Annotated in this window: 22 protein-coding genes; 13 read left to right on the top strand and 9 right to left on the bottom strand. The window is 69.6% G+C overall.

Features of this window, described 5'->3' with window-relative positions:
* The first annotated feature begins 112 nt into the window (after positions 1-112).
* From thrA to ACW11F_RS07075, 6 genes are all read left to right on the top strand, one after another.
* Positions 113-2,593: a bifunctional aspartate kinase/homoserine dehydrogenase I gene (gene thrA / locus ACW11F_RS07100; protein WP_456996216.1), complete on the top strand. Its 2,481-nt coding sequence runs from the start codon at positions 113-115 to the stop codon at positions 2,591-2,593.
* Positions 2,590-3,525: a homoserine kinase gene (locus tag ACW11F_RS07095; RefSeq protein ID WP_456996215.1), complete on the top strand. Its 936-nt coding sequence runs from the start codon at positions 2,590-2,592 to the stop codon at positions 3,523-3,525. Before thrA ends, ACW11F_RS07095 begins: the two co-directional genes overlap by 4 nt.
* Positions 3,522-4,814 carry a threonine synthase gene (gene thrC / locus ACW11F_RS07090; RefSeq protein WP_456996214.1) on the top strand — a complete coding sequence of 431 codons (1,293 nt, stop codon included), beginning with the start codon at positions 3,522-3,524 and terminating at the stop codon, positions 4,812-4,814. Before ACW11F_RS07095 ends, thrC begins: the two co-directional genes overlap by 4 nt.
* Positions 4,815-4,911: 97 nt before the next feature.
* Entirely contained in the window at positions 4,912-5,577 is a 666-nt protein-coding gene (locus ACW11F_RS07085) for a TetR/AcrR family transcriptional regulator (RefSeq protein ID WP_456996213.1), read from the top strand.
* Between the two features lie 91 nt (positions 5,578-5,668).
* Positions 5,669-6,322, top strand: a complete 654-nt coding sequence (locus ACW11F_RS07080; RefSeq protein ID WP_456996212.1) for a protein-L-isoaspartate O-methyltransferase family protein — start codon at positions 5,669-5,671, stop codon at positions 6,320-6,322.
* 54 nt (positions 6,323-6,376) lie between these two features.
* Positions 6,377-7,783 carry a TolC family outer membrane protein gene (locus tag ACW11F_RS07075; protein WP_456996211.1) on the top strand — a complete coding sequence of 469 codons (1,407 nt, stop codon included), beginning with the start codon at positions 6,377-6,379 and terminating at the stop codon, positions 7,781-7,783.
* Positions 7,784-7,848: 65 nt separating this feature from the next.
* Here ACW11F_RS07075 and waaA read toward each other — a convergent pair whose 3' ends face one another.
* Positions 7,849-9,141, bottom strand: a complete 1,293-nt coding sequence (waaA, locus tag ACW11F_RS07070; protein ID WP_456996210.1) for a lipid IV(A) 3-deoxy-D-manno-octulosonic acid transferase — start codon at positions 9,139-9,141, stop codon at positions 7,849-7,851.
* 84 nt (positions 9,142-9,225) lie between these two features.
* Here waaA and lpxL point away from each other — a divergent pair, with 84 nt between their 5' ends.
* A complete protein-coding gene (lpxL, locus tag ACW11F_RS07065; RefSeq protein ID WP_456996209.1) occupies positions 9,226-10,143 on the top strand; it encodes an LpxL/LpxP family Kdo(2)-lipid IV(A) lauroyl/palmitoleoyl acyltransferase in 918 nt (305 codons plus the stop codon).
* 32 nt (positions 10,144-10,175) lie between these two features.
* On the opposite strand, the gene ACW11F_RS07060 is transcribed toward lpxL, so the two are convergent.
* From ACW11F_RS07060 to ACW11F_RS07030, 7 genes are all read right to left on the bottom strand, one after another.
* Positions 10,176-11,510 (bottom strand): O-antigen ligase family protein, encoded by a 1,335-nt coding sequence (locus ACW11F_RS07060; protein WP_456996208.1) that lies wholly within the window; start codon positions 11,508-11,510, stop codon positions 10,176-10,178.
* A complete protein-coding gene (locus ACW11F_RS07055) occupies positions 11,507-12,619 on the bottom strand; it encodes a glycosyltransferase (RefSeq protein WP_456996207.1) in 1,113 nt (370 codons plus the stop codon). Before ACW11F_RS07055 ends, ACW11F_RS07060 begins: the two co-directional genes overlap by 4 nt.
* A 19-nt stretch (positions 12,620-12,638) precedes the next feature.
* The gene (locus ACW11F_RS07050) at positions 12,639-12,836 is read right to left on the bottom strand and encodes a zinc-finger domain-containing protein (protein ID WP_456996206.1); all 198 of its coding nucleotides are present in this window, start codon (positions 12,834-12,836) and stop codon (positions 12,639-12,641) included.
* 76 nt (positions 12,837-12,912) lie between these two features.
* Entirely contained in the window at positions 12,913-13,200 is a 288-nt protein-coding gene (locus ACW11F_RS07045; RefSeq protein WP_456996205.1) for a HigA family addiction module antitoxin, read from the bottom strand.
* Between the two features lie 24 nt (positions 13,201-13,224).
* On the bottom strand, positions 13,225-13,935 hold the full coding sequence (locus ACW11F_RS07040; RefSeq protein ID WP_456996204.1) for a pirin family protein: 711 nt from the start codon (positions 13,933-13,935) through the stop codon (positions 13,225-13,227).
* Positions 13,932-14,615, bottom strand: coding sequence for a YceI family protein (locus tag ACW11F_RS07035; RefSeq protein WP_456996203.1), 684 nt, complete (start codon positions 14,613-14,615; stop codon positions 13,932-13,934). Before ACW11F_RS07035 ends, ACW11F_RS07040 begins: the two co-directional genes overlap by 4 nt.
* A 31-nt stretch (positions 14,616-14,646) precedes the next feature.
* The gene (locus ACW11F_RS07030) at positions 14,647-15,234 is read right to left on the bottom strand and encodes a malonic semialdehyde reductase (RefSeq protein WP_456996202.1); all 588 of its coding nucleotides are present in this window, start codon (positions 15,232-15,234) and stop codon (positions 14,647-14,649) included.
* Between the two features lie 87 nt (positions 15,235-15,321).
* On the opposite strand from ACW11F_RS07030, the gene ACW11F_RS07025 reads away from it, so the two are divergent.
* The 6 genes from ACW11F_RS07025 to coaE all read left to right on the top strand — a co-directional run bounded on the left by ACW11F_RS07025 (position 15,322) and on the right by coaE (position 21,679).
* Positions 15,322-16,278, top strand: a complete 957-nt coding sequence (locus tag ACW11F_RS07025) for a mitochondrial fission ELM1 family protein (RefSeq protein ID WP_456996201.1) — start codon at positions 15,322-15,324, stop codon at positions 16,276-16,278.
* 317 nt (positions 16,279-16,595) lie between these two features.
* Positions 16,596-17,006 carry a pilin gene (locus ACW11F_RS07020; protein WP_456996200.1) on the top strand — a complete coding sequence of 137 codons (411 nt, stop codon included), beginning with the start codon at positions 16,596-16,598 and terminating at the stop codon, positions 17,004-17,006.
* 137 nt (positions 17,007-17,143) lie between these two features.
* On the top strand, positions 17,144-18,874 hold the full coding sequence (pilB, locus tag ACW11F_RS07015; protein ID WP_456996199.1) for a type IV-A pilus assembly ATPase PilB: 1,731 nt from the start codon (positions 17,144-17,146) through the stop codon (positions 18,872-18,874).
* Positions 18,875-19,014: 140 nt separating this feature from the next.
* On the top strand, positions 19,015-20,172 hold the full coding sequence (locus ACW11F_RS07010) for a type II secretion system F family protein (protein WP_456996569.1): 1,158 nt from the start codon (positions 19,015-19,017) through the stop codon (positions 20,170-20,172).
* Between the two features lie 3 nt (positions 20,173-20,175).
* Complete coding sequence (locus ACW11F_RS07005; protein ID WP_456996198.1) at positions 20,176-21,039, top strand: prepilin peptidase; 864 nt, start codon at positions 20,176-20,178, stop codon at positions 21,037-21,039.
* Between the two features lie 22 nt (positions 21,040-21,061).
* Positions 21,062-21,679 carry a dephospho-CoA kinase gene (gene coaE, locus ACW11F_RS07000; RefSeq protein WP_456996197.1) on the top strand — a complete coding sequence of 206 codons (618 nt, stop codon included), beginning with the start codon at positions 21,062-21,064 and terminating at the stop codon, positions 21,677-21,679.
* A 6-nt stretch (positions 21,680-21,685) separates the two neighbouring features.
* On the opposite strand, the gene ACW11F_RS06995 is transcribed toward coaE, so the two are convergent.
* Positions 21,686-23,110, bottom strand: coding sequence for an NTP/NDP exchange transporter (locus ACW11F_RS06995; RefSeq protein WP_456996196.1), 1,425 nt, complete (start codon positions 23,108-23,110; stop codon positions 21,686-21,688).
* Positions 23,111-23,121: the final 11 nt, after the last annotated feature.

Raw genomic sequence — 23,121 nt, 5'->3', positions numbered from 1 at the left:
ATTACGCGGTCGGTGCGGACGTGCGTGTCGGGATGAATTGACCACCCCCGCCCCGCGTCCGGACCGGATGCGGGGCACGCATCCGGTCGGGCGGGGCCCACACGGAGTCCCCATGCCACAACCGCTTCCTTCGATCGACCAGGCCCACAAGTTCGGCGGCAGCAGCCTTGCCGACGCTTCGCACATCCGTCTGGTCGCACAACTGCTCACGCTCGACGAAGCCTCGAAGATCGTGGTGGTTTCGGCGATGCACGGGGTCACCGATGCACTCATCGACCTGCTCCGCAAGGCGGCGGCCGGCGAGGACTGGCAAGCCGATTACCTGGCCCTGTCACGCCGCCACGTCGATACCGCCTCCGAACTCGACCCGGCCGATGCGCAAGGCTCCGCGCGCTGGTTCATGCAGGAGCTGACGGCACTGCGCGCGCGCTTGCAGGCGATCGCCGCTGCCGGCACCGCCGACAGCGCCGACCGGGATGCCGTGCAGGGCCTGGGCGAGGTCTGGTCCTCGCGGCTGCTGCAACTCGCGCTGGGTGGCGAAGCCGCCGGCTGGGGTCGGCTCGACGCGCGCGAGGTGCTGGAAGTCTCCCATGGCGAACTGGGCCCGGAAGTGCAGTGGGAGCGCAGCCGCGAGCGGCTGGCGCGCTGGTGCGAGGCGCACCCGCAACGCAATCTGGTCATCACCGGATTCATTGGCCGCGATGGCAGCGGCCGCGCGACCACCCTGGGCCGCAACGGCAGCGACTGGTCCGGCGCGATCTTCAGCGTGTTGTTCGCTGCCCGCGAGCTGACCGTATGGACCGACGTGGACGGCGTGCTCAGTGCCGACCCGCGGCTGGTTCCGGACGCGTTCTGCCTGGACTCGATGTCCTATGCCGAAGCGCTCGAACTGGCCTATTTCGGCGCCAAGGTGCTGCATCCACGCACCATGCTGCCGGCGATCCGGCACGACCTGCCGATCCGCATCCGCAACACCTTCCATCCGAGCGCACCGGGCACCGTGATTGCCCGCACCTCGCAGCCGGCACTCTCGCCGGTCAAGGGGCTGACCATCGTCGACGGGCTGGCGCTGCTGGACCTGTCCGGCGCCGGCATGATCGGCGTGCCGGGCACTGCCGAGCGCCTGTTCGCGGCGCTGCATGCGGTCGGCGTGTCGGTGACCATGATCAGCCAGGGCTCCAGCGAACACTCCATCTGTTGCGTGATCCCGCAGGCGCAGGCCGAAGCCGCGCGCGAAGCGGTGCGCGAATCCTTCGCCGATGCACTTGCCAGCGGCGCGATCGGCGACGTCAAGGTGGTCGGCAACATCGCGGTGCTGGCGGCGGTCGGCGATGGCATGGTCGGCACCCCGGGCGTGTCCGCACGGTTGTTTTCCGGCCTCGCGCAGGCACGTGTCAACGTGCGCGCGATCGCGCAGGGCGCCAGCGAACGCAACATCTCGGTGGCGATCGACGCCGACGAGGCGGTACGCGCGCTGCGCGCCGCGCACAGCGCATTCTGGCTGTCGCCGGCCACGGTATCGATCGGCCTGATTGGAGCGGGCAACGTCGGCGGTGCACTGCTGGCGCAACTGGCCGATGCGATTCCCCGCTTCGCCGCCAACCCGCGGCTGCGGCGGCGCCTCGATCTGCGCTTGCGCGGCATCGGCAACAGTCGCCGCATGCATCTGGAACCCCGCAGGCTGGACCCGACCCTGGCCACGCAGGCACTGGCCGAGGGCGTCCCCCTCGACCTGGACGCGTTCGCCGACCACATCCAGGCCGAGCACCTGCCGCACGCGATGATCGTGGACTGCAGCGGTTCGGATGCGGTGGCCGCGCATTACCCCGCCTGGCTGGCACGCGGCATCCACGTGGTGACCCCGTCCAAGCACGCCGGCAGCGGCGACCTCGCCCGCTACCGGGCGATCCGCGCGGCCGAGCGCGACGGCGGTGCATTCCGCTACGAGGCCACCGTGGGCGCCGGGTTGCCGGTGATCGCCACCTTGCGCTCGTTGCTGGACACCGGCGATGCGCTGGTCGCGGTGGAAGGCATACTCTCGGGCACCCTGGCCTGGCTGTTCAACCGCTTCGATGGCAGCACGCCGTTCTCGCAACTGGTGCTCAAGGCGCGCGAGCTGGGCTACACCGAGCCCGATCCGCGCGAAGACCTGTCCGGCATGGACGTGGCGCGCAAGCTGGTGATCCTCGCGCGCGAGGCCGGCCGCGACCTTTCCCTCGCCGACGTGGCCATCGAAAACCTGGTTCCCGAACAGCTGCGCGACCTGCCGCTGGATGAGTTCCTCGCCCGCATCGGCGAGCTGGACGAGCCGATGCACGAACGTTTGCAAGCCGCGCGCGCGACCGGGCGCCAACTGCGTTACCTTGCGCAGTTGCGCACCGACGGCTCGGCCCATGTCGGCCTGACCATGCCGGAGCCGGGCCACGCCAGCCTGCACACCCGCCTGACCGACAATCTGGTGCAGTTCCACACCCAGCGCTATGCCGGGAATCCATTGGTCGTGCAGGGCCCGGGAGCCGGCGCCGAAGTGACCGCCGCCGGCGTGTTCGGCGACATGCTCGACATCGCGCGCAGCATCGGAGCCATCGCATGAGCCGCACATCCGCCACCGCATTCGCCCCCGCCAGCGTCGGCAACATCGGCATCGGCTTCGACCTGCTCGGCCACAGCATCGACGGCCCGCGTGATGTCGCAAGCGTGCGCCGCATCGAGGCCCCGCAGGTGGTGATCGAGGCCATCGACGGCGACAGCCCCGGCATCGAACGCATCCCGCTGCAAGCCTCGCGCAATACCGCCGGCCAGGCGCTTCTGGCGCTGCGCGAGGCGCTGGCCCTGCCATTCGGATTTGCCCTGCACCTGCACAAGGGGATTCCGCTCGGCTCCGGCCTCGGCGGATCGGCCGCTTCCTGCGTGGCCGCGCTGGTGGCGGCCAACGCCCTGATCGACCAGCCGCTGTCGCGGGAGGCGCTGTACCCGCATGCACTGGCCGGCGAATCGGTCGCCAGCGGCAGCGTGCACGGCGACAACGTCGGGCCGATGCTGCTTGGCGGCGTGGCAATGACCACCCGCGAGCGGCTGATCGCACTGCCTTCGCCGCCCGGCTGGCACGCGGTGGTGGTGCACCCGGATCAGGTGCTGGAAACGCGCGCCTCGCGCGCGGTGCTGGAGCCGCCGTACCCGCTGGCCGACGTGGTGGCGCAAACCACGCACCTGGCCCTGTTCCTGCACGGCCTGCGCGAGGGCGATGCGACCCTGGTCGCGGAAGGACTGAACGATGTGCTGGTCGAACCGCGACGCGCACCACTGATCCCGCGCTTCGCCGAGGTCAAGCAGGCGGCACTGCAACACGGTGCGATCGGTGCCAGCATTTCCGGCGGTGGTCCCAGCGTGTTTGCCTGGTTTGCCACCCGCGCCGCCGCCGAAGCGGCCGCCCCGGCGATGCGGGCGGCGTTCACCGACGGCGGCATCCACGCCCACGCCCATGTGTCGCCCGTCGCCGGGCCGCGCGCGGAAGTGCTGGCATGAAGTTCGTCAGCACCCGCGGGCAGGCGGCGGTCGGCATCGACGCGGCACTGCAGGCCGGGCTGGCAGCGGATGGCGGCCTGTACGTGCCCGACGCCATCTCCGCCATGCCGGCAGCCGACCATGATGGGGCGACTTTGGCGGACACCGCGCTGCGCGTGCTGACGCCATATTTCGAAAGCAGCCCGCTGCAGGCCGCCCTGCTGGCGCTGTGCAGCGAGGCTTTCGCCTTCGATGCGCCATTGCGCGCGATGCGCGGCGACGGCGATTACCTGCTGGAACTGTTCCACGGCCCGACCGCCGCGTTCAAGGATTATGCCGCGCGCTTCCTCGCCGCCGCGCTGTCCGCGCTGCGCGATGACGACGAGCCACCGCGAACGGTGCTGGTGGCCACCTCCGGCGACACCGGCGCGGCGGTCGCCGCCGCTTTCCACAACCGCCCGGGCTTCCACGTGGCGATCCTCTACCCGCATGGCAAGGTCTCGCCACGCCAGGCGCACGGATTGGAGTGCTGGGGCGGCAACGTGCGTGCCTTCCGCGTGGCCGGCAGCTTCGACGATTGCCAGCGCATGGCCAAGGCATTGCTGGGGGATGTCGAACTGCGGCAGCGCCTTGCCCTGACCTCGGCCAACAGCATCAGCCTCGGCCGGCTGCTGCCGCAGGCCGCCTATCACGCGCATGCGGCGCTGCGCTTCCATGCCGCGCACGGCCAGCCACTCAATCTCATCGTGCCCACTGGCAACCTCGGCAATGCCGCCGCCGCGTGGCTGGCGCGCACCATGGGGGCGCCGATCGGCGAGATCGCGCTGGCGTGCAATGCCAATGACACCCTGCCGCGGTTCTTCGCCGGCGCGGCCTACGCACCGGGCGCCACCATCGCCACCCTGGCCAACGCCATGGACGTGGCCGCGCCAAGCAATTTCGAGCGCCTGCGCCACTGGTTCGGCCATGACGATGACGCGCTGCGCGCGGCATTCCGCGCAGTGGCGGTGGACGATGCCGCGATCCGCGCCACCATCACCGCGGCGCCGGCGCGCCACGGCATCGTGCCCTGCCCGCATACCGCCTGCGGCCTGCAATTGCTGCAGCAGGTGCGCGATGCCGGCGACCGGCGGCCGTGGGCGGTGGCGGCCACCGCGCACCCGGCCAAGTTCGAGAGCATCGTCGAGCCGCTGGTCGGCCACCGCATCGAACTGCCGCCGGCGCTGGCCGAGTGCTTGGCACGCCCGGCACGCGGCGAGCCGCTGGCCGCCGACCCGGACGCGCTGCTGCGCGCATTGTCCGCGGGCTGACCTGCGCGGCCCGCGGCCGGGCAGCGCAACGGCCGAAGCGTACCCGGCAATGACCCGGCATTCGAATTAAAGAACCACTCGGTTTATTATTGGACACATGAACGCCATTGCCCGCCCTGCCCCCGCGCGTCCCGCCCTTGGCCGCCCCAAGGATCCGGCCAAGCGTGCCGCGGTGCTGGCCGCGGCCACGCAGCTGTTCGCCACGCATGGCTTCGATGGCGCCAGCATGGAGCAGATCGCGCAGCTGGCCGGTGTCTCCAAGCTCACCGTGTACAGCCACTTCGGCGACAAGGAAGGCCTGCTCACCGCGGTGGTGGAAGCGCATTGCGAGCGCGAAATGCCGCTGGAACTGTTCGACCCCTCGCCCGAGATGCCGCTGCGCCCGCGCCTGTTGCAGATCGCGCTGGCGTTCTCGGCGATGGTCAACGATGCCGACACCATCGCCGCGCAACGCATGCTGAGCGCGCCGCAGGCACAGCCGCCGGCATTGGTGCGGCGCTACTGGAGTGCCGGCCCGATGCGCATCCAGAACGGTCTGGCCGAGCTGTTGCAGCGCCGCGTCGAAGCCGGCGAGCTGGCGATCGACGATCCGACCCAGGCCGCGTCGCACTTCTTCGCCCTGCTCAAGGGCGAGCCCTACGCACGCGCGATGATCGGCCACCCCGACCTGCCCGATGCCGATGCACTCGAGCGCCATGCGCACAGCGTGGTCGACCTGTTCCTCGCCGCGTTCACGCCGGCGGCGAAGCGTGGCGGGCAGTGATGACTTCCGGCACTCTCCGCCGCCGCGCACAACGGGCACTCTGCCCCCACGGGCGGATAGAATGTCCCGTTCACTGCCAACGAGTGTCGCCATGACCATCGATTACGCCAAGGCCCGCGAAAACATGGTGGAACAGCAGGTTCGCCCGTGGGAGGTGCTGGATCCGCGGGTGCTGGACGTGATCGGGCGTACTCCGCGCGAAGCCTTCGTCGATCCCGCGCACCGTGAACTGGCCTATGCCGACCTTGCCCTGCCGCTGGGCGGCGACCAGTTCATGATGAAACCGGTGGTCGAAGGCCGCACCCTGCAGGGATTGCTGCCGCAGGCCAACGAGAAGGTGCTGGAAGTAGGCACCGGCTCGGGCTACCTCAGCGCCTGCCTGGCGCAACTGGCGGCCTCGGTGCACAGCCTGGAGATCGATCCCACCCTGGCCACCCGTGCCGAGGGCCGTCTGGCCGGGCTCGGCCTTGGTAATGTCAGCGTGGAAACCGTCGACGCCCTGGCCTGGCAGGCGCACGAACGCTACGACGTGGTCTGCGTCACCGGCGCGGTGGCCGAAGTGCCGGCGCGCTTCCTCGATTGGGTCGCACCCGGTGGCCGCCTGTTCGTCATCCACGGCCAGTCGCCGGTGATGGAGGCGGTGCTGATCCGTCCCGGCGTCAACGGCGGCGCGGCTGAATCGTTGTTTGAAACCGACCTGCCATATCTCATCGGGGCCGAACCCGCGCCCCGTTTCGTGCTGTAACCCGCGGCGGGCGGGGCCTCGCCCGCGTCCGCCGCCCGATCGCAAGGATTACCGATGCGCTGCCGACCGCTTGCCCTCGCCCTCTCGCTCGCCCTGCTGCCGCTGTCGGCACAGGCCGAAGACCTGTTGCAGACCTACCAGATCGCGCGGGGCCAGGACCCGCAGCTGGCGGCGGCCGAAGCCAACCAGCGTTCCACCGCCGAGAACCAGGTGCAGGCGCGCGCGGCGATGCTGCCGCAGATCGGTGCCAACGCCTCGATCTCGCGCCAGCGCCAGACCAACCGCTCCGGCGAGCCGATCATCGACCCGGACACCGGGCAGATCATCTCCGGCGGCGAGCGCACCAGCGACAGCACCAGCCGCAGCGCCAGCATCGGCGTGGACCAGATGGTGTTCAACGGCGCCACCATCAGCCGCCACCGCGCGCAGAAGCTGTATACCGAGGCCGGCGAATACGATCTCGAATCGGCCAACGACCAGCTCATCACGCGCACCTCGCGCGCCTATTTCGACGTGCTGGTGGCGATGGAAACCCTGGCCGCCGCGGAAGCCCAGGAAGAGGCGCTCAAGAAGCAGTTCGATTTCGCCGACAAGCGGCTCGAAGTCGGCCTGGCGCCGATCACCGACGTGCACGAAGCGCGCGCGCAGTACGAGGCCGCGCGCGCCAACACCATCCTGCGTCGCAACGCGCTGGAAGATGCCTATCAGGCGCTGGCCGAGATCACCGGCCAGCCGATCCGCAGCCTGATGGCGCTGCCCGACGACTTCGTGCCGCAGTTGCCGGCCGAAGGCGGTGCCGAGGACTGGGTCAACCGCGCGGTCGACAACAACCCCGCGCTGGCCGCGCAGAAGACCCGTCTGGCCGCCGCCGAACAGAACATCCGCACCGCACGCGCCGGCCACCTGCCCACGCTCAACGCGCGCGGCAGCTACGGCATCTCGCGCACCAACAGCAGCACCGACATCCTCGGTGGCGGCAACTTCGACACCGATGGTCGCGGCCGCGGCCCGTCGGTGTCGCTCAGCCTCTCGGTACCGATCTTCAGCGGCGGCGCGGTGCAATCGCAGGTGCGTCAGGCCATCGCCCAGCGCGACGTGGTCGAGCAGCAGCTGGAGCAGCAGAAGCGCGGCCTGGAACGCAACACGCGCAGCGCCTACCAGAACCTCGCCGCCGGCATCAGCGCGCTGGAAGCACGCCGTCTGGCGCTGGTCGCCGCACAGAGCGCCTACGATGCCTCGCAGGTCGGGCTTGAAGTCGGCACGCGCACGGTGATCGACGTGCTGATCAACCAGCAGAACCTGTTCAATGCGCAGCAGGCCTATGCCGAGGCCAAGTACAACTACCTGCAAAGCCATCTGCTGCTGCGTCAGGCCGCGGGCGAACTCGACATCGGCGACGTGCAGGCGGTCAACCGCCTGCTCACCGTGCCCGCCGGACAGGCACCGCGCATCAACAACTGAGCCCGCCGCGCACCGCGCGTGCGGCCATAACGATGACAAGGCCGGGCATGCCCGGCCTTGTCGCATCACAGGCCCAGCACTTCCAGCGTGCGCGCCAATGCACCACGCCCGGATTCGGCCAACGCGCGCCCGGCCTCGCCCATGCGCGCGCGCAGCGCATCATCGGCCAGCAGCGCTTCCACCACCTCCGCCAGCGCATCCGCCTCGTTCACCACGCGCATCGCCCCGGCCTGCTCCAGGCCCGTGGCGATGCTGCTGAAATTGAACAGATGCGGTCCGCTGACCACCGCGCAACCGACCGCCGCCGGCTCCAGCAGATTGTGCCCGCCGATCGGCTGCAGGCTGCCGCCGACAAAGGCCACGTCGGCGACATTGAAGAACAACGGCAGCTCGCCCAGGGTGTCGATGACGAAGGCGGCGCTGTCCTGCGCCGGCCAGCGTTCGCGGCTGCGGCACAGCGTGCGCAGGCCGTCGCTGCGCAGGCGCTCGGCCACCGGCGCGAAGCGTTCCGGGTGGCGCGGCGCCCACAGCAGCAGCAGGTCGGGCCAGCGTCGGCGCAGGCGGCGGTGCGCGATCAGCACCGGCAGCTCTTCCTCGGGATGGGTGCTGGCCGCCATCCACACCGGCCTGCGCCCGGCGTGGCGATGGAACTCGCGCACGAAATCGGCGGCATCGGCCGGCGGCGCGACGTCGTACTTGAGATTGCCGGTGACCTCGACCGCATCCGCCCGCGCGCCCAGCGCAATGAAGCGCCGGGCATCGTCGCGGCTCTGCGCGCAGACCTTGCCGACCGTGGCCAGCGCGCGCGACACCAGCGGCGCCAGCACGCGGTAGCCGCGCAGCGAGCGCGCCGACAGCCGCGCATTGAGGATCGCCAGCGGGATGCCGCGATCCCGACAGGCGAACAGCAGGTTGGGCCACAGCTCGGTTTCCATCACCAGCGCGCGCTCGGGCCGGTACTGCTCGAGGAAGCGACCCACCGCGCCGGGCAGGTCATAGGGCAGGTACACATGCTCCACCCGCCCGCCCCAGCGCGCCTGGATGCGTTCGGAGCCGGTCGGGGTGATCGCGGTCAGCACCAGGCGCTTGTGCGGATGGCGTTGCAGCAGGGCATCGACCAACGGCGCGGCCGCGGCCACTTCCCCCACCGACACCGCGTGCAGCCACAGCCGTCCGTTCGGCGCCGGCGCAGGCGCGGGCATGCGCCCGTAACGCGCATAGCGCTCGTTCCAGCGCGACAGATAGGCCGGATGGCGGAAGCCGCGCCACACCAGGTGGTACAGCGTCACCGGCAGCAACAGGTAGAGCACGGCCGAATACAGGCCACGCAACAGGCGCTCGCTGAAACGGGCTTTCATCGCGCAAGGATACGGGATGCCCGCGTCGGTGCGATGCCGTCGGCGCGGCGCGGGCCACCGGCAACGCGCGCTTAGAATTGGCGCATGCCCGCCGCCACGCCACCGCCCCTGCCCCGCCAGCTGCTGGCGCCGCGCCACTGGCCGATGTGGCTGCTGATGGGCTTCCTGCTGTTGATGGCGCGCCTGCCCTGGGGTCTGCAACGGGCACTGGGCAGCGGCTTCGGCCGCCTGCTGCCGCGGTTGCTGCCCGACCGCCTCGCCGCGGCCCGGCGCAATCTGGAGCTATGCATGCCGGAACTCGGCGCGGATGCGCGCCAGGCCCTGCTCGAGGCCAGCTTCCGCGATCTCGGCATCGGCCTGTTCGAATTCGCCCGCGCCTGGTGGGGCACGATCACGCCGATGCGGCGCCGCGTGGAAATCGAAGGCCTCGAACACCTGCACGCGCTGCAGCAACAGGGCCGCGGCGTGCTGCTGGTGTCCGGGCATTTCACCACCCTGGAGATCTGCGGCCGCCTGCTGTGCGACCACGTCGAGGTCGCCGGCATGTACCGCCGCCACCGCAACCCGGTGCTGGAATGGTGCGTGCTGCGGGGCCGGCTCGGCCATGCCAGCGCGATGTTCGGCAATGACGACCTGCGCGGCGCAGTGCGCCACCTCAAGCGCGGCGGCATCCTGTGGTACGCGCCGGACCAGGACATGCTCGGCAAGGACACCGTGTTCGCGCCGTTCTTCGGTATCCCCGCCTCCACCATCACCGCCACCCACCAGCTCGCGCGGATCAGCGGCTGCGCGGTGGTGCCGTTCTTCCACCGCCGCGAGGGCGCGCGCTACGTGCTGCGCATCGGCGAGCCATTGACGCCGTTCCCGAGCGATGACGCGGCCGCCGACAGCACGCGGGTCAACGCCGCGATCGAGGCCATGGTGCGCGAAGCGCCTTCGCAATACCTGTGGATCCACCGCCGCTTCAAGCGCCAGCCCGACGGCCGCTCGCTGTACGCCTGAAGCATGGCGCCGGACGCCACGGCGCCCGCACGTCACGCCGCGGGGGCGTCGTCCTCGCGTGCCAGCAGGCTGCCGGCATACAGCGCCAGCAGCAGCATGAACACCCCGCCCCAGAACGCGGCATGGAAGGCGAGGTGGGTATTGAGCGGGAACACCGTGACCAGCAACGCCAGCATCGCCGGTCGAGCGCGGCGGCGCGCCTGCGGGCTGGCCCAGCGCCAGGCACGCCACGCCAGCGCCAGCCCGGCCAGCCACAGGAACAGGCCAATGAAGCCGGTCTCGGCCAGCACTTCCAGCACCAGCTGGTGCGCATGCAATGCCGGCCCTTCGCCCCATTCGGGCTGCACCTGCGGCTGCGGGTCACATTCAGCCCAGGCATTGCGGAACTCGCGCACGCCCACGCCATTGACCGGATGCTCGCCGATCATGCACAGCGCGCCGGCCCAGATCCGGCTGCGCCCGGACAGCGCGTTGTCCACGCCGTCGGCCTCGCCGCTCAACGCGGTCGCGGTGCGCGCGATGCGCTCGCCCAGCGGCGCATGCACCAGGCTCAAGGCCGCCAGCGCCAGCGCGCCCGCGGCGAACAGCAGCAGCATCCGGCGCGCGCCGAGGATGCGCCAGCCGGTGAACAGCAGCACCAGTGCATAGGTCAGCCAGCTCGCACGCGAGCCGGCCAGGAGGATCGCGATGCCCACCGGCAGCGCCGCCAGCAACCAGCCCTTGGCACCGAAACGGCGCCAGCCGGCGAACAGCAGGAACGGCGAGAGGCTCGCCAGCAGCACGCCGAGCACCGGGTTGCAGGTACCGAACACACCGTTGACGCGGTCGAAGCCGCGTTCAAGCTGGCCATCGCACATCTGCTTGCCGTCACGCAGCAACTGGTACAGCGCGTCCAGCCCGGCATTGAGCGGACTCATCGCACTGCCGCTGATCGCCTGCAACAACAGGTCGAGGGTCCACACCGCGACGATCACCGCGATGCCGCCGAACAGGGTGCGCCGGCCACTGCCGGTGGCGACCGCGATCGCCACCAGCCACAGGAACGGCAGGTAGCGCAGCCCGGTCAGGGTCTTGCGCAGCGCCGCCAGCGGATCGGCGGCATCGAAGGTGGAGATCAGTTGCGGCAGCCAGTAGGCAAAGAACAGCGCGGTGGTCAGCGCCCACGCACCGGAGCTGAGCAGGCGGGTGCCGTCGCGGAAGCGCGCCTTGGCCAGCAGCAGCAGCGCTGCCACCGCGCCCAGCGAGAGGATGCCCTCGGACACGCGCGAGGCCGGCCACAGCGCGATGTACGTCAGCACCCACCACGGCGCCCAGCGCCAGCCGGTGGGCAGGCGCGGGGCATCGGCAGGGGCGGCAGTGGCGTTCATGCGAGTTCGTGATACACGTCGAGCGTGGCGTCCTGCATCGCGCGCAGGTGATGGCGCATGGTAACGGGCGCGGTCGGCGGGTGATGCAGCAGCGCCTGCGCCGCCGCGTGCAAGGCCTGCGGGTCGAACGGCGGCACCGCGCCCGCCGGCTGCAACTCGGCCAGCAACTCGCCGACCCCGCCATGCGCCCAGCCGAGCACCGGCACCCCCACGCTGAGCGCTTCGATCACGGTGCGGCCGAAGGCCTCCGGCTTGCGCGAAAGCTGCAGCACCAGGTCGCTCATCGCATACGCTTGCGCGATCGCCGAGGTCGGTGCGGTCATCGCCAGCGCCGCGTCGATGCCGAGCCGCACGGCCTGTGCCTCGAGCTCGGCCAGATACGCCTCGCGCCCCGCCTCGCGCGCGCCGGGCATCCACAGCCGCGCATCCAGCCCGTCGGCACGCAAGCGCGCCAGCAACGTCAGCGCATCGGCATGGCCCTTGAGCCGGGTGCCGCGGCCGGGCAGCAGCAGCAACGGGCCCTCACCGCCAAGCGCGGGATGTTCGGTCGCCAACGCCACGCGCGCGGCACGCTCGATGCCGGCACGACGCGGAAAGGCCGCCGGGTCGATGCCGCGCGGAATCACCCGCAGCTTCGCCGGGTCGGTGCGCGGGTAATGCGTCAGCAGGTACGCGCGCACGGTGTCGGAGACACAGATCACGCGCTCGCCGCTGGCCATCACCGCGCTGTAGCGCGAGGGCGAATTGAGCCCGTGCATGGTGGTCACCCAGTGCGGCCGCTGCGCCGCGGGCATGCCGCGCAGTGCCAGCCGCCCGATCCAGGCCGGCAATCGCGAGCGTGCATGCACGATGTCGGCTTCGCACTCGGCCAGCACCCGGCGCAGCGCAGCGACCCGGGTCAGGGTCAGCGGCGACTTGCGCCCGATGTCCAGCGCGACATGCTCGCCACCCAGCGCCTGCAACTGCGGCAACAGCCGCCCGCCGCGTGAGACCACGATCGCGCGATGTCCGGCAGCCACCAGCGCCTGGCTGATTTCAAGTGTGGAGCGCTCCACGCCGCCGGATTCCAGCGCCGGCAGCAGTTGCACGATGGTCAGGCGTCGGCGCATCCGGGCGCGCGGCGCAGCCTCAGTCCACCAGGGTGAACTTCGCGCCGCAGTACGGGCACTCGGACTTGCCGCCCTCCTCCTCGATCGGCAGGTACACCCGCGGATGCGAGTTCCACAGCGCCATCGACGGCAGCGGACAGGACAACGGCAGGTCGGCACGATGCACTTCGTATTCGCGCTGGGCGTTGGCCTCGGTGGCGTGGATGGCGTCGTTCATGGCGGCAACACGGACTGCGGAAGACAGGATGCCGAGGATTCTAGCGGCAAAGCCCGGCGCAGGCGCGCCTGGCCGGTCAGGCTGCGGCCAATCGCAGCCGATCCACCTGCCGCAGGTCGGTGTCGCGGCGTGCCACCCACAGGTCATGCGCGGACTGCATCGCCAGCCAGCTTTCCGGCGAACGGCCCAGCGCCTTGGACAGACGCAGCGCCATCTCCGGGCTGACGCGGCTGCTGCCGTTCAGCACCCGGCTCAGGGTCGAACTCGCCACGCCCAGTGCCTGCGCCAGCTCGCGCCCACTGATGCCATTGGGCTGCAGGTAAATCCCGGAGATGAACTCGCCGGGATGCGGGGGATTGTGCATGTGCACGATCATGCCCCGCCCGCATCACCCCGGCAGATCGAACAACAGCACTTCGGCCTCGTCGCTGCCCAGACCTTGCAGTGCGAGCTGGCCGGTTTCGTCCACCAGGCCGATGGCGTCGCCGGGGCCGAGTTCATGCTCGCCGGCGCGGATCGTGCCCAGCGCCACGTGCAGCCAGTAGCGCCGCGCGGGGTCGAGTTCGACATCGACGCGCTGGCCCGGCGCCAGCAGCACGGCACGCAGATGCGCGTCTTGGCGCAGCGGCAGGCCGCCATCACGACCTTCGGGCGATGCCCAGGTGTCCCAGCGGCCACGGCGGGTGTCGCGCTCGAACGCCCGCTGCGCATACGCCGGCTCGGCGTTGACCCGATCGGGCTGGATCCAGATCTGCAGGAAATGCGTGGTCTGCGCCGGATCACCGTTGTATTCGCTGTGCTCGATGCCATGTCCGGCGCTCATCCACTGCACCTCGCCGGGACGCAGCACGCCCTCGCTGCCGGTGCTGTCGCGGTGCGCCAGCGCGCCCTGCAGCACCACGCTGATGATCTCCATGTTGGCGTGGCGGTGCGGGGCGAAGCCGCCACCGGGCGCGACGCGATCCTCGTTGATCACCCGCAGCGGGCCGAAGCCCATCCACTGCGGGTCGTGGTAATGGCCGAAGGAGAACGTGTGCCGGCTGTCCAGCCAGCCATGGTCGGCATGGCCGCGCGCGGCGGCCGGGCGTTGAATGATCATGGCTTGGCCGAATCGTCCACGCGCGAGGCTTCGCTGGTGATGCGCAGCGTCACCTCGTCGCTGACCATCGGCGCATGCAGGCCAAGGCCGAAGTCGCTGCGCTTGACCGTGGTGGTGGCATCCAGCCCCAGGCTCGGCACCTGCGTCATCGGGTGCTCGCCGGCGCCGTTGAGCTTGGCATCGAGCACCACCACGCGGCTCTGGCCCTTGATGGTCAGTTCACCGGTCACCTCGTAGCGGTCGGCACCCAGCGGCGTCACCTTGGTGCTGGCGAAATGCGCGACCGGAAATGCCGCAGCATCGAAGAAGTCGGCGCCGCGCAGGTGCTGGTCGAAGTCGGCGCTGAAGCTGGCAAGGCCCGACAGCGGCAGGGTCACGTCCACCGAGGACGCACTCATGTTGGCGGCGTTGATGACGATGCGCCCGTCGGCATCGCCGAAATTGGCGCTGGGATTGGAAAAGCCGAAGTGGCTCCACTGCGCCAGCACCATGGTGTGCGCGGGGTCGATGGCGTAGATGCCGGTCACCGGCTTCACATGGTCGGCCGGCAGCACCACTTCCGGTTCCTTTTCGGCCACCGGCGGTTCGTTGTCGGTCACGGTCAGGCGCTCGCAGGCGGCCAGGCCCAGCAGCAGGGCGGCGGCCAGCGGCAGCAGGATGAGGTGGGGTTTGCGGGTCATCGCGGTCTCCTTTGCGATACGGGGCGCGTCCTCACAGGATGCGGCAGGCTTCGTCGAACGGCAGGCGCGGGCTGCGCGGGAAAATGCTGGCCGGGTCGCCCTTGCCGAGGTTGACCAGGAAGTTGGACTTCCACTGCGTGCCGGCGAAGAACTCGGCATCCAGCTTCTCGTGGTCGAAGCCGGACATCGGCCCGGTATCCAGCCCCAGCGCACGCGCGGCGAGGATCAGGTACGCGCCCTGCAGGGTGCCGTTGCGCATGCCCGGCACCTGGCGCCCCTCGCGCGGGCCGTCGAACCACGCCTTGGCATCGGTATGCGGGAACAGCACCGGCAGCTTCTCGTGGAAGTCCATGTCGGTCGCCACCACCACCGTCACCGGCGCGGCCATGGTCTTGGCACGGTTGCCCTCGTCCAGCAGTGGCTCCAGCCGCGCCTTGGCCTCGGGCGAGCGGATGAACAGGAATCGCGCCGGGGTGGAATTGGCCGCGGTCGGGCCGAACTTCAGCAGGTCGTAAAGCCGGTGCAGGGTGGCATCGTCGATCTCGCCGCTGAAGGCGTTGTAGGTGCGCGCGGTACGGAACAACTGGTCCAGCGCGGCATCGTCAAGATTGTGGAACATGCAATCACCATTTCCGTGGACTGCGCCCAGTGTAGAGTGCGCAAACACCCGCGCCCAAGGCCATCCACGCAACAGGCAGTCCCATCCATGCAACACCCGCCCCCGCCCGTGCTGTGCCTGAGCGATGGCCACGCCGGCAACCGGCGCCAGGCGGAGGCGCTGGCGCAGGCACTGGGCCATGCCACCGCACCGCACATCATCCTGGCACCCGGGCGCATGGCGCGGCTGCTGGCGCCGCGGCGTTTCCCCGGCGCCGGCCATGCGCTGGGCGAAGAATTCAGCCGCGTGCTGGCGGCACCGCCCGCGCTCGCCATCGGCTGCGGCCGCCAGGCGGCGCTGGCCACGCGCCTGCTGCGCCGTGCCGGCAGCCGCGTGGTGCAGATCCTCGACCCGCGCATCGACCCGCGTCATTGGAATCTGCTGGTGGTGCCGGCGCACGATGCGCTGCATGGCGGGAACGTGCTGCACATGCGGGGCAGCCTGCATCCGGTGGATGATCTGTGGCTGGCCGCGGCGCGGCGCGATTTTCCCGCACCGGGCGCGCTGCCCGGCCCGCGCGTGGCGCTGCTGCTCGGCGGACCGAGCCGGCATTGGCCGATGGCGGACGACGCACTGGCCGCGCAGCTGGAACGGCTCGCGCGCAGCGTCGCCGCGGCCGGCGGCAGCCTGCTGGCCAGTGCCTCGCGGCGCACCCCGCAGGCGTGGCGCGAGCGCCTCGCCGCATTGCAGCCGGCGCTGCTGTGGCGCGATGCGCGCGATGGCGACAATCCCTATCCCGGCCTGCTCGGCTGGGCCGATGCCGTCGTCTGCAGCGCGGATTCGGTCAACATGCTGTGCGAAGCCGCCGCCACCGCCGCGCCGCTATGGGTGATCGGCGGCGAGGTGTTGGTGGGCCGCCCGCGTGAGCTGCTGCGGCAGTTGCAGGAGGCGGGCCGGGTGCGCGAGTTCGCCGGCAGTCTGCAGACGTGGCCGGTCGAGCCGCTGCGCGAAACCGCGCGCATCGCCGCCGAACTGCGCCAGCGCCTTGGCACCCCCCTGCCCTGACAGCGCTGCCCTGCCCGCCTCGCGCCCGCGCGCCAGCGGCAAACGGGGTCATCTTCTGCCTCACGCCAGCATCGCCGTTGCGCCGCGCCACCATACGCAGCAGGCAAGAGAGTTTCGACCGTTTCTGACCTTGTGCGTCACATTCTGTCGCGCCACCCGCAGGCGGCGGCTGCGCAAAGCGTGAAGCGGTGGGCTTCCCCGGTTGGCACGCCTCGTGCATGATCCATGGCGCACGTGCCTGTCGCACGGCTGCCCACGATCCGGCCACCGGCCACGGGGCACGTGGAACCAACCCAACTCCATCTAGGGGATACCCAATGAACAAGCAACAAGGCTTCACCCTGATCGAACTGATGATCGTCGTCGCGATCATCGCCATCCTCGCCGCCATCGCGCTGCCGGCCTACCAGGACTACGTGGTGCGCTCGCAGGCTTCTTCGGCCTTGGCGGAAGTCACCCCGCTCAAGACCCAGTTCGAAGTGATGGTCAATGAAGGTAAAACTCCGTCGCTGGTGGCGGCCGATGCAGGCTATGTTGGCCAAACCGCGAACGGCGGCAGCTACTGTGACTTGGCGTTGACCGGCACCACGGTTATTGAGTGCACCACCAAGGGTGGCAACGCAACCAAGTTCAATGGCAAGAAGATCACCCTCACTCGCAATGCTGATGGCATGTGGTCGTGCACCAGTGACCTGGACGCGAAGTACAAGCCCGGCAAGTGCACCTGATTTGTTTCGCTGGTTTTTCATCGAAGCCCCGGCATGCCGGGGCTTCTTTTTGGATTCTCACACTCCCCTTGGCTCAAACCAAGACGGCTTTCTTCCGTTAAAGTGGCGCGGTTGCACGCCAGGTTGAACTCGCGCAGATGAACGCCCAGCTCCAGCAAAATCTCGTCGGCATCACCGGCATCACCCGCCGCCTGGTGCAGGATGGCGTGCTCACCCCCGAGGCCGCGCGCGCGGCGCAGGACGCCGCGGCCAACGCGCGCCAGCCGATCGCGCAGTACCTCGTCGAACACAAGCTGGCCAGCGCGGTGCAACTGGCGGCGGCCAATTCCATCGAATTCGGCGTGCCGCTGCTGGACCCGGCCGCGCTGCTGCCGCAGACCGAGACGCTTGGCCTGGTCAGCGAGGAGCTGCTGCACAAGCATCGCGTGCTGCCGCTGTATCGCCGCGGCGGGCGGCTGTTCGTCGCCACCAGCGACCCGGCCAATCTGCAGGCGCTGGACGAGGTCAAGTTCCAGGCCAACCTGGCGGTGGAGCCGGTGCTGGTCGCCGCCGATACCCTGCAGCGCACGCTGGAGGCCTGGCAGCAGGCCGGCGGCAGCGCGCTGGACGGCCTGCTGGATGATGACGAGGGCCTGGATCAACTGAGCCTGGCCGATGGCGAGGAACAGGGCGGCGAAAAGGGCGTGGATGCCAAGGGCGAGGACGACACGCCGATCGTGCGCTTCGTCAACAAGGTGCTGGTGGATGCGATCCGCCGTGGCGCCTCGGACATCCACTTCGAGCCCTACGAGGACAGCTACCGCATCCGCGTGCGCATCGATGGCGTGCTGCGCAGCATCAGCCGTGCCAGCCCGCGCATGCAGGCGCGCATCGCCGCGCGGCTGAAGGTGATGGCGCAGCTGGACATCGCCGAGAAGCGCATCCCGCAGGATGGCCGCATCAAGCTCAACCTGAGCAAGACCCGGCAGATCGACTTCCGCGTCAGCACCCTGCCCACCCTGTTCGGCGAAAAGGTGGTGCTGCGCATCCTCGATGGCAGCGCCGCGCAGATGGGCATCGAAAAACTCGGCTACGAGCCGGACCAGCAGGCACTGTACCTGGAGGCGATCCACAAGCCCTACGGCATGGTGCTGGTGACCGGCCCGACCGGCTCGGGCAAGACCGTCTCGCTGTACACCGCGCTGGGCATCCTCAACGACGACAGCCGCAACATCTCCACGGTGGAGGACCCGGTGGAAATCCGCCTGCCAGGCGTCAACCAGGTGCAGCAGAACACCAGGACCGGGATGACCTTCGCCGCCGCGCTGCGCAGCTTCCTGCGCCAGGACCCGGACGTGATCATGGTCGGCGAAATCCGCGACCTGGAAACCGCGGAAATCGCCATCAAGGCGGCGCAGACCGGGCACATGGTGCTGTCCACCCTGCATACCAACGACGCCTCGCAGACCATCGCGCGGCTGATGAACATGGGCATCGCGCCGTACAACCTGACCAGCTCGATCAGCCTGGTGATCGCGCAGCGCCTGGCGCGACGGCTGTGCAAGCAGTGCAGGCGCGAGCAGACCCTGCCCGAGCACGCCCTGCTGGCCGAGGGCTTCACCGCCGAGCAGATCGCCGCCGGGCTCACGCTTTGGGAAGCGGTGGGTTGCAGCGAATGCACGGAAGGGTATAAAGGGCGCACCGGGATCTACGAGGTCATGCCGATGACCGAGGAGATCCAGGCGATCGTGCTGGATGGGGGCACTGCATTGGACATCGCGCAGGCGGCGCAACGCTCCGGCGTGCGTGATCTGCGCCAGTCCGCCCTGCTGAAGGTGGCCGAAGGCATCACCAGCCTGGCCGAGATCAACCGCGTCACCAAGGACTGAACAGGAACCCGCCCATGTCGGCCACCCGCCCCATCGTCACCCCTGCCCGCCCCGCCTCTGCCCCAGCCGCTCGTCGCGGCGTGCGCGAAGAGGCGTTGCCGGTCTTCACCTGGAAGGGCACCGACAAGCGCGGCGTGGTGATGAAGGGCGAGCAGGCCGCGAAGAGCGATGCCCTGCTGCGCGCCGAGCTGCGCCGCCAGGGCATCACCCCGACCAGCGTGCGGCCCAAGGGCAAGCCGCTGTTCGGCGCCGCCGGCAAGAAGATCAGCGCCAAGGAAATCGCGGTATTCAGCCGCCAGCTGGCGACGATGATGAAATCCGGCGTGCCGATCGTGCAGGCGCTGGAGATCATCGGCAGCGGGCAGAAGAACCCGCGCATGGGCAACATGGTCAACGATCTGCGCGCGGACATCGCCGGCGGCTCGTCGATTTACGAGGCGCTGTCCAAGTACCCGGTGCAGTTCGACGAGCTGTACCGCAATCTGGTGCAGGCGGGCGAGAGCGCCGGCGTGCTGGAAACGGTGCTGGAGACCATCGCCAGCTACAAGGAGAACATCGAAACCCTCAAGGGCAAGATCAAGAAGGCACTGTTCTATCCGGCGATGGTGATCGCGGTGGCGCTGGTGGTCAGTGCGATCCTGCTGGTATTCGTGGTGCCGCAGTTCGAGGAGGTGTTCAAGAGCTTCGGCGCGGATCTGCCGGCGTTCACCCAGATGATCGTCGCTGCCAGCCGCTTCATGGTCAGCTGGTGGTGGCTGATGCTGCTGATCACGGTGGCGGCAATCGGCGCCTTCCTTTTCTTCTACAAGCGCTCGCTGAGGTTCCAGCATTTCCTCGACCGCGTGGTGCTGCGCCTGCCGGTGATCGGCCAGATCATGCACAACTCGGCCATCGCGCGCTTCTCGCGTACTCTGGGCGTGACCTTCGCCGCCGGCGTGCCGCTGGTCGATGCGCTGGGCACGGTGGCCGGCGCCACCGGCAACAGTGTGTACGAGAAGGCGGTCATGCGCATGCGCGATGACGTGGCAGTGGGCTACCAGGTCAACATGGCGATGAAGCAGGTCAACCTGTTTCCGCACATGGTGGTGCAGATGACCGCCATCGGCGAGGAAGCCGGTGCGCTGGATGCAATGCTGCTGAAGGTGGCCGAGTTCTTCGAGGAAGAGGTCAACAACGCGGTGGACGCGCTGTCCAGCCTGATCGAGCCGTTCGTGATGGTGGTCATCGGCGTGCTGGTCGGCGGCATGGTGATCGGCATGTACCTGCCGATCTTCAAGCTGGCCTCGGTGGTCGGCTGAGGCATGGCCTTCCTCGACCAGAATCCGGCGCTGGGCTATCCGGCGGCGGCCGCACTGGGCCTTGCCGTCGGCAGTTTCCTCAACGTGGTGATCCTGCGCCTGCCCGCGCGCATGGAATGGCGCTGGAAGCGCGATGCGCGCGAAGCACTCGAGCTACCCGAGCTGTACGACCCGCCCCCGCCGGGAATCGCGGTGGAACCTTCGCACTGCCCCGGCTGCAAGACCCGCCTGCGCTGGTACGAGAACATTCCGCTGCTCAGCTGGCTGCTGCAACGCGGCCGCTGCCGCCACTGCGGCATGGCGATTTCCGCGCAGTACCCGCTGGTGGAGCTGGCCTGCATGCTGCTGACGCTGGCCTGCGTGTGGCGCTTCGGCTTCGGCTGGCAGGGCTTTGGCGCACTGGTGTTCAGCTGGATGCTGCTGGCCGCGGCCGGCATCGACCTGCGCACGCGCCTGCTGCCGGATGCGCTCACCCTGCCGCTGCTGTGGCTAGGCCTGATCGCCGCGCACGAAGGCCTGTTCATCGCGCCCAAGCCGGCCATCGCCGGCGCGGTGCTCGGTTATGTCAGCCTGTGGCTGGTGTGGTGGCTGTTCAAGCAGATGACCGGCAAGGAGGGCATGGGCCATGGCGATTTCAAGCTGCTCGCGGCCATCGGTGCCTGGTGCGGCTGGCAGGCGCTGCTGCCGACGGTGCTGATTTCCTCGCTGGTGGGCGCGGTGGTCGGCTCGCTGTGGCTGTATGCCAAGGGCCGCGACCGCGCCACGCCGCTGCCGTTCGGCCCCTATCTGGCCGCCGCCGGCTGGATCATGTTCATGTGGGGCGACGCGCTGATCGATGGTTATCTGCGCTTCGCCGGCATGCGCTGAGCGCGGGCACGGACAGCCGGGCATGGCACGCCTGTACATCGGCCTGACCGGCGGGGTCGCCTCGGGCAAGAGCGCGGCCGAAGCCGCCTTCATCGCACACGGTGCCACGGTGGTGGATGCCGATGCCATCGCGCGCGAACTGGTGCAGCCGGGGCAGCCGGCGTTGGCCGAGATCGCCGCGCATTTCGGCGCGGAGATCCTGGATGCGCGTGGCGAACTGGACCGTGCCCGCCTGCGCCGGCTGATCTTCGCCGATGCGCAGGCCAAGGCGGCGCTGGAAGCGATCCTGCATCCGCGCATCCGTGCCGAACTGCGCGCACGCTGCGAAGCCGCCGAAACCACGCTCGTCATCGCCTCGGTGCCGCTGCTGGCCGAGGGCGGTGGCCGCAGCGCCTATCCGTGGCTGGATCGCATCCTGGTGATCGATGTCAGCCCGGCCACGCAGCAGGCGCGGCTGATGGCGCGCGACGGCATCGACGCGACCTTGGCGCAGCGCATGATCGCCGCGCAGGCGAGCCGCGAAGCGCGCCTGGCCATCGCCGACGACATCCTCGGCAACGAGGACAGCCTGCAGGACCTGCAGCGGCGCGTCGGCGAATTGGCGCGCTTCTACGCCGGACTGGCCGCCAGCCGCGGCTGACCCGACTCAGGCGTGCGCCGGTGGCGCCGTCGGGGCTTCGCCCGCATCGGGCGCTTCCACCCGCCGTGCCAGACGCCAGCCGATCACGCCCGAAGCGGCCAGTGCCAGCCCGCCGAGCGCGGCGAATACCGGGATGCCGGCGCCGAGCGCCTTGAGGCCATTGATCATCGACGCCGAGGCCACGTCGCCGGCGCGCCACACCGCGGTATCCACCGCGTTCTTGCCCTTGTAGCGCAACTCGCGCGGCACCCGCGTATACAGGCTCTCGCGCGCAGGGCCGACCATGCCGTACATCAGGCCGCGGGTCAGCACCAGCATCAGCACCACCCACGACAGGTTGGGCAGCAATTCGACCAGCCCGGCCAGCAGCGGATGCAGCAAGGGGATGCGCGGCAATGCCTCGATCCAGCCCTGTGCCTGCGCCTGGGTGGTGGCGAACACTGCCGCATGCGGATCGGCCGCCAGCATGCAGCCGAGGCAAGCCAGCACCCCGACCAGCGCCCAGCCGGCGATGGCCGGGCCGGCACCGTGGCGCACCAGCAGCCAGCGGGTCAGCGTCAGTTGCGCACCGATCTGCAGCAGGTTGGTGGCAAGGTCCACATTCGCGGCAAAGCGCGTGCGCTCCACCGCATCGGCGAAGGTGACGTGCGAGTAATCGGTGATCATCACGTAGGCCAGCGTGCCGATGGCATCGCCAAGCAGCATCAGGATCGACATCGCGCGCACGAACGGATCGGCGAATACCTGCTTCAATCCATCCCACATGCCGCCGCCGATGGCGCGCCCTTCGCGCTCCTGCGTCGAGGCGCGGCTGAAGCGGTGCGCACGGCGACCGAGCAGCAACACGCAGCCGAGCGCGAGGCCGAGCAGCAGCGAGGACACCAGCAGCAAGGGCGCGACGCCGAGCACGCCGACCAGTTGCCGCGTCAGCACCGGGCCGCTGATGGCGCCGAGCGTGCCGCCGAGCGCAATCAGCGGGAACAGCCGGCGCGCCTGTTCGTTGCTCCAGATATCAGTCATGAAGCTCCAGAACACCGACACCACGAACAGGTTGAACACGCTGACCCAGACGAAGAACACGATGCCGAGCACGCGCGGGCTGAGCAGCCCTTCGCTGGCGAAGAACGGCATGAACGCGAGCAGGCAGGCGATGAAGAACAGATACACCACCGGCACCACCACGCGCCGCGGCCAGCGCGACACCAGCCACGCGAACACCGGCGTCAGCGCCAGCGTGGCGATGAAGGTGGCGGCGAAGAACCACGGCAACTGGGTGGAGCCGACCGCCGCCGCCAACTGCTCGCGCACCGGGCGGATCACGTAATACGCCGACAGCACGAAGAAGAAATACAGGAAGGACACCAGCAACGCCGGCCACTCCCCGGCATGGATGCGGGCGAAGGACGGACTGCGCGAAAGGTCGGCGTTCATCCGCGCAAAGT

The organism is Luteimonas sp. e5, assembly GCF_054031035.1.
Note: the sequence above shows the minus strand (reverse complement) of the source record. Positions and strands in the feature narration are given on the sequence as shown.

Excerpts from the sequence above, each read along its gene's own strand:
- thrA (WP_456996216.1), top strand. The coding sequence starts at position 113 with ATGCCACAACCGCTTCCTTCGATCGACCAGGCCCACAAGTTCGGCGGC.
- ACW11F_RS07095 (WP_456996215.1), top strand. The coding sequence starts at position 2,590 with ATGAGCCGCACATCCGCCACCGCATTCGCCCCCGCCAGCGTCGGCAAC.
- thrC (WP_456996214.1), top strand. The coding sequence starts at position 3,522 with ATGAAGTTCGTCAGCACCCGCGGGCAGGCGGCGGTCGGCATCGACGCG.
- ACW11F_RS07085 (WP_456996213.1), top strand. The coding sequence starts at position 4,912 with ATGAACGCCATTGCCCGCCCTGCCCCCGCGCGTCCCGCCCTTGGCCGC.
- ACW11F_RS07080 (WP_456996212.1), top strand. The coding sequence starts at position 5,669 with ATGACCATCGATTACGCCAAGGCCCGCGAAAACATGGTGGAACAGCAG.
- ACW11F_RS07075 (WP_456996211.1), top strand. The coding sequence starts at position 6,377 with ATGCGCTGCCGACCGCTTGCCCTCGCCCTCTCGCTCGCCCTGCTGCCG.
- waaA (WP_456996210.1), bottom strand. The coding sequence starts at position 9,141 with ATGAAAGCCCGTTTCAGCGAGCGCCTGTTGCGTGGCCTGTATTCGGCC.
- lpxL (WP_456996209.1), top strand. The coding sequence starts at position 9,226 with ATGCCCGCCGCCACGCCACCGCCCCTGCCCCGCCAGCTGCTGGCGCCG.
- ACW11F_RS07060 (WP_456996208.1), bottom strand. The coding sequence starts at position 11,510 with ATGAACGCCACTGCCGCCCCTGCCGATGCCCCGCGCCTGCCCACCGGC.
- ACW11F_RS07055 (WP_456996207.1), bottom strand. The coding sequence starts at position 12,619 with ATGCGCCGACGCCTGACCATCGTGCAACTGCTGCCGGCGCTGGAATCC.
- ACW11F_RS07050 (WP_456996206.1), bottom strand. The coding sequence starts at position 12,836 with ATGAACGACGCCATCCACGCCACCGAGGCCAACGCCCAGCGCGAATAC.
- ACW11F_RS07045 (WP_456996205.1), bottom strand. The coding sequence starts at position 13,200 with ATGCACAATCCCCCGCATCCCGGCGAGTTCATCTCCGGGATTTACCTG.
- ACW11F_RS07040 (WP_456996204.1), bottom strand. The coding sequence starts at position 13,935 with ATGATCATTCAACGCCCGGCCGCCGCGCGCGGCCATGCCGACCATGGC.
- ACW11F_RS07035 (WP_456996203.1), bottom strand. The coding sequence starts at position 14,615 with ATGACCCGCAAACCCCACCTCATCCTGCTGCCGCTGGCCGCCGCCCTG.
- ACW11F_RS07030 (WP_456996202.1), bottom strand. The coding sequence starts at position 15,234 with ATGTTCCACAATCTTGACGATGCCGCGCTGGACCAGTTGTTCCGTACC.
- ACW11F_RS07025 (WP_456996201.1), top strand. The coding sequence starts at position 15,322 with ATGCAACACCCGCCCCCGCCCGTGCTGTGCCTGAGCGATGGCCACGCC.
- ACW11F_RS07020 (WP_456996200.1), top strand. The coding sequence starts at position 16,596 with ATGAACAAGCAACAAGGCTTCACCCTGATCGAACTGATGATCGTCGTC.
- pilB (WP_456996199.1), top strand. The coding sequence starts at position 17,144 with ATGAACGCCCAGCTCCAGCAAAATCTCGTCGGCATCACCGGCATCACC.
- ACW11F_RS07010 (WP_456996569.1), top strand. The coding sequence starts at position 19,015 with ATGAAGGGCGAGCAGGCCGCGAAGAGCGATGCCCTGCTGCGCGCCGAG.
- ACW11F_RS07005 (WP_456996198.1), top strand. The coding sequence starts at position 20,176 with ATGGCCTTCCTCGACCAGAATCCGGCGCTGGGCTATCCGGCGGCGGCC.
- coaE (WP_456996197.1), top strand. The coding sequence starts at position 21,062 with ATGGCACGCCTGTACATCGGCCTGACCGGCGGGGTCGCCTCGGGCAAG.
- ACW11F_RS06995 (WP_456996196.1), bottom strand. The coding sequence starts at position 23,110 with ATGAACGCCGACCTTTCGCGCAGTCCGTCCTTCGCCCGCATCCATGCC.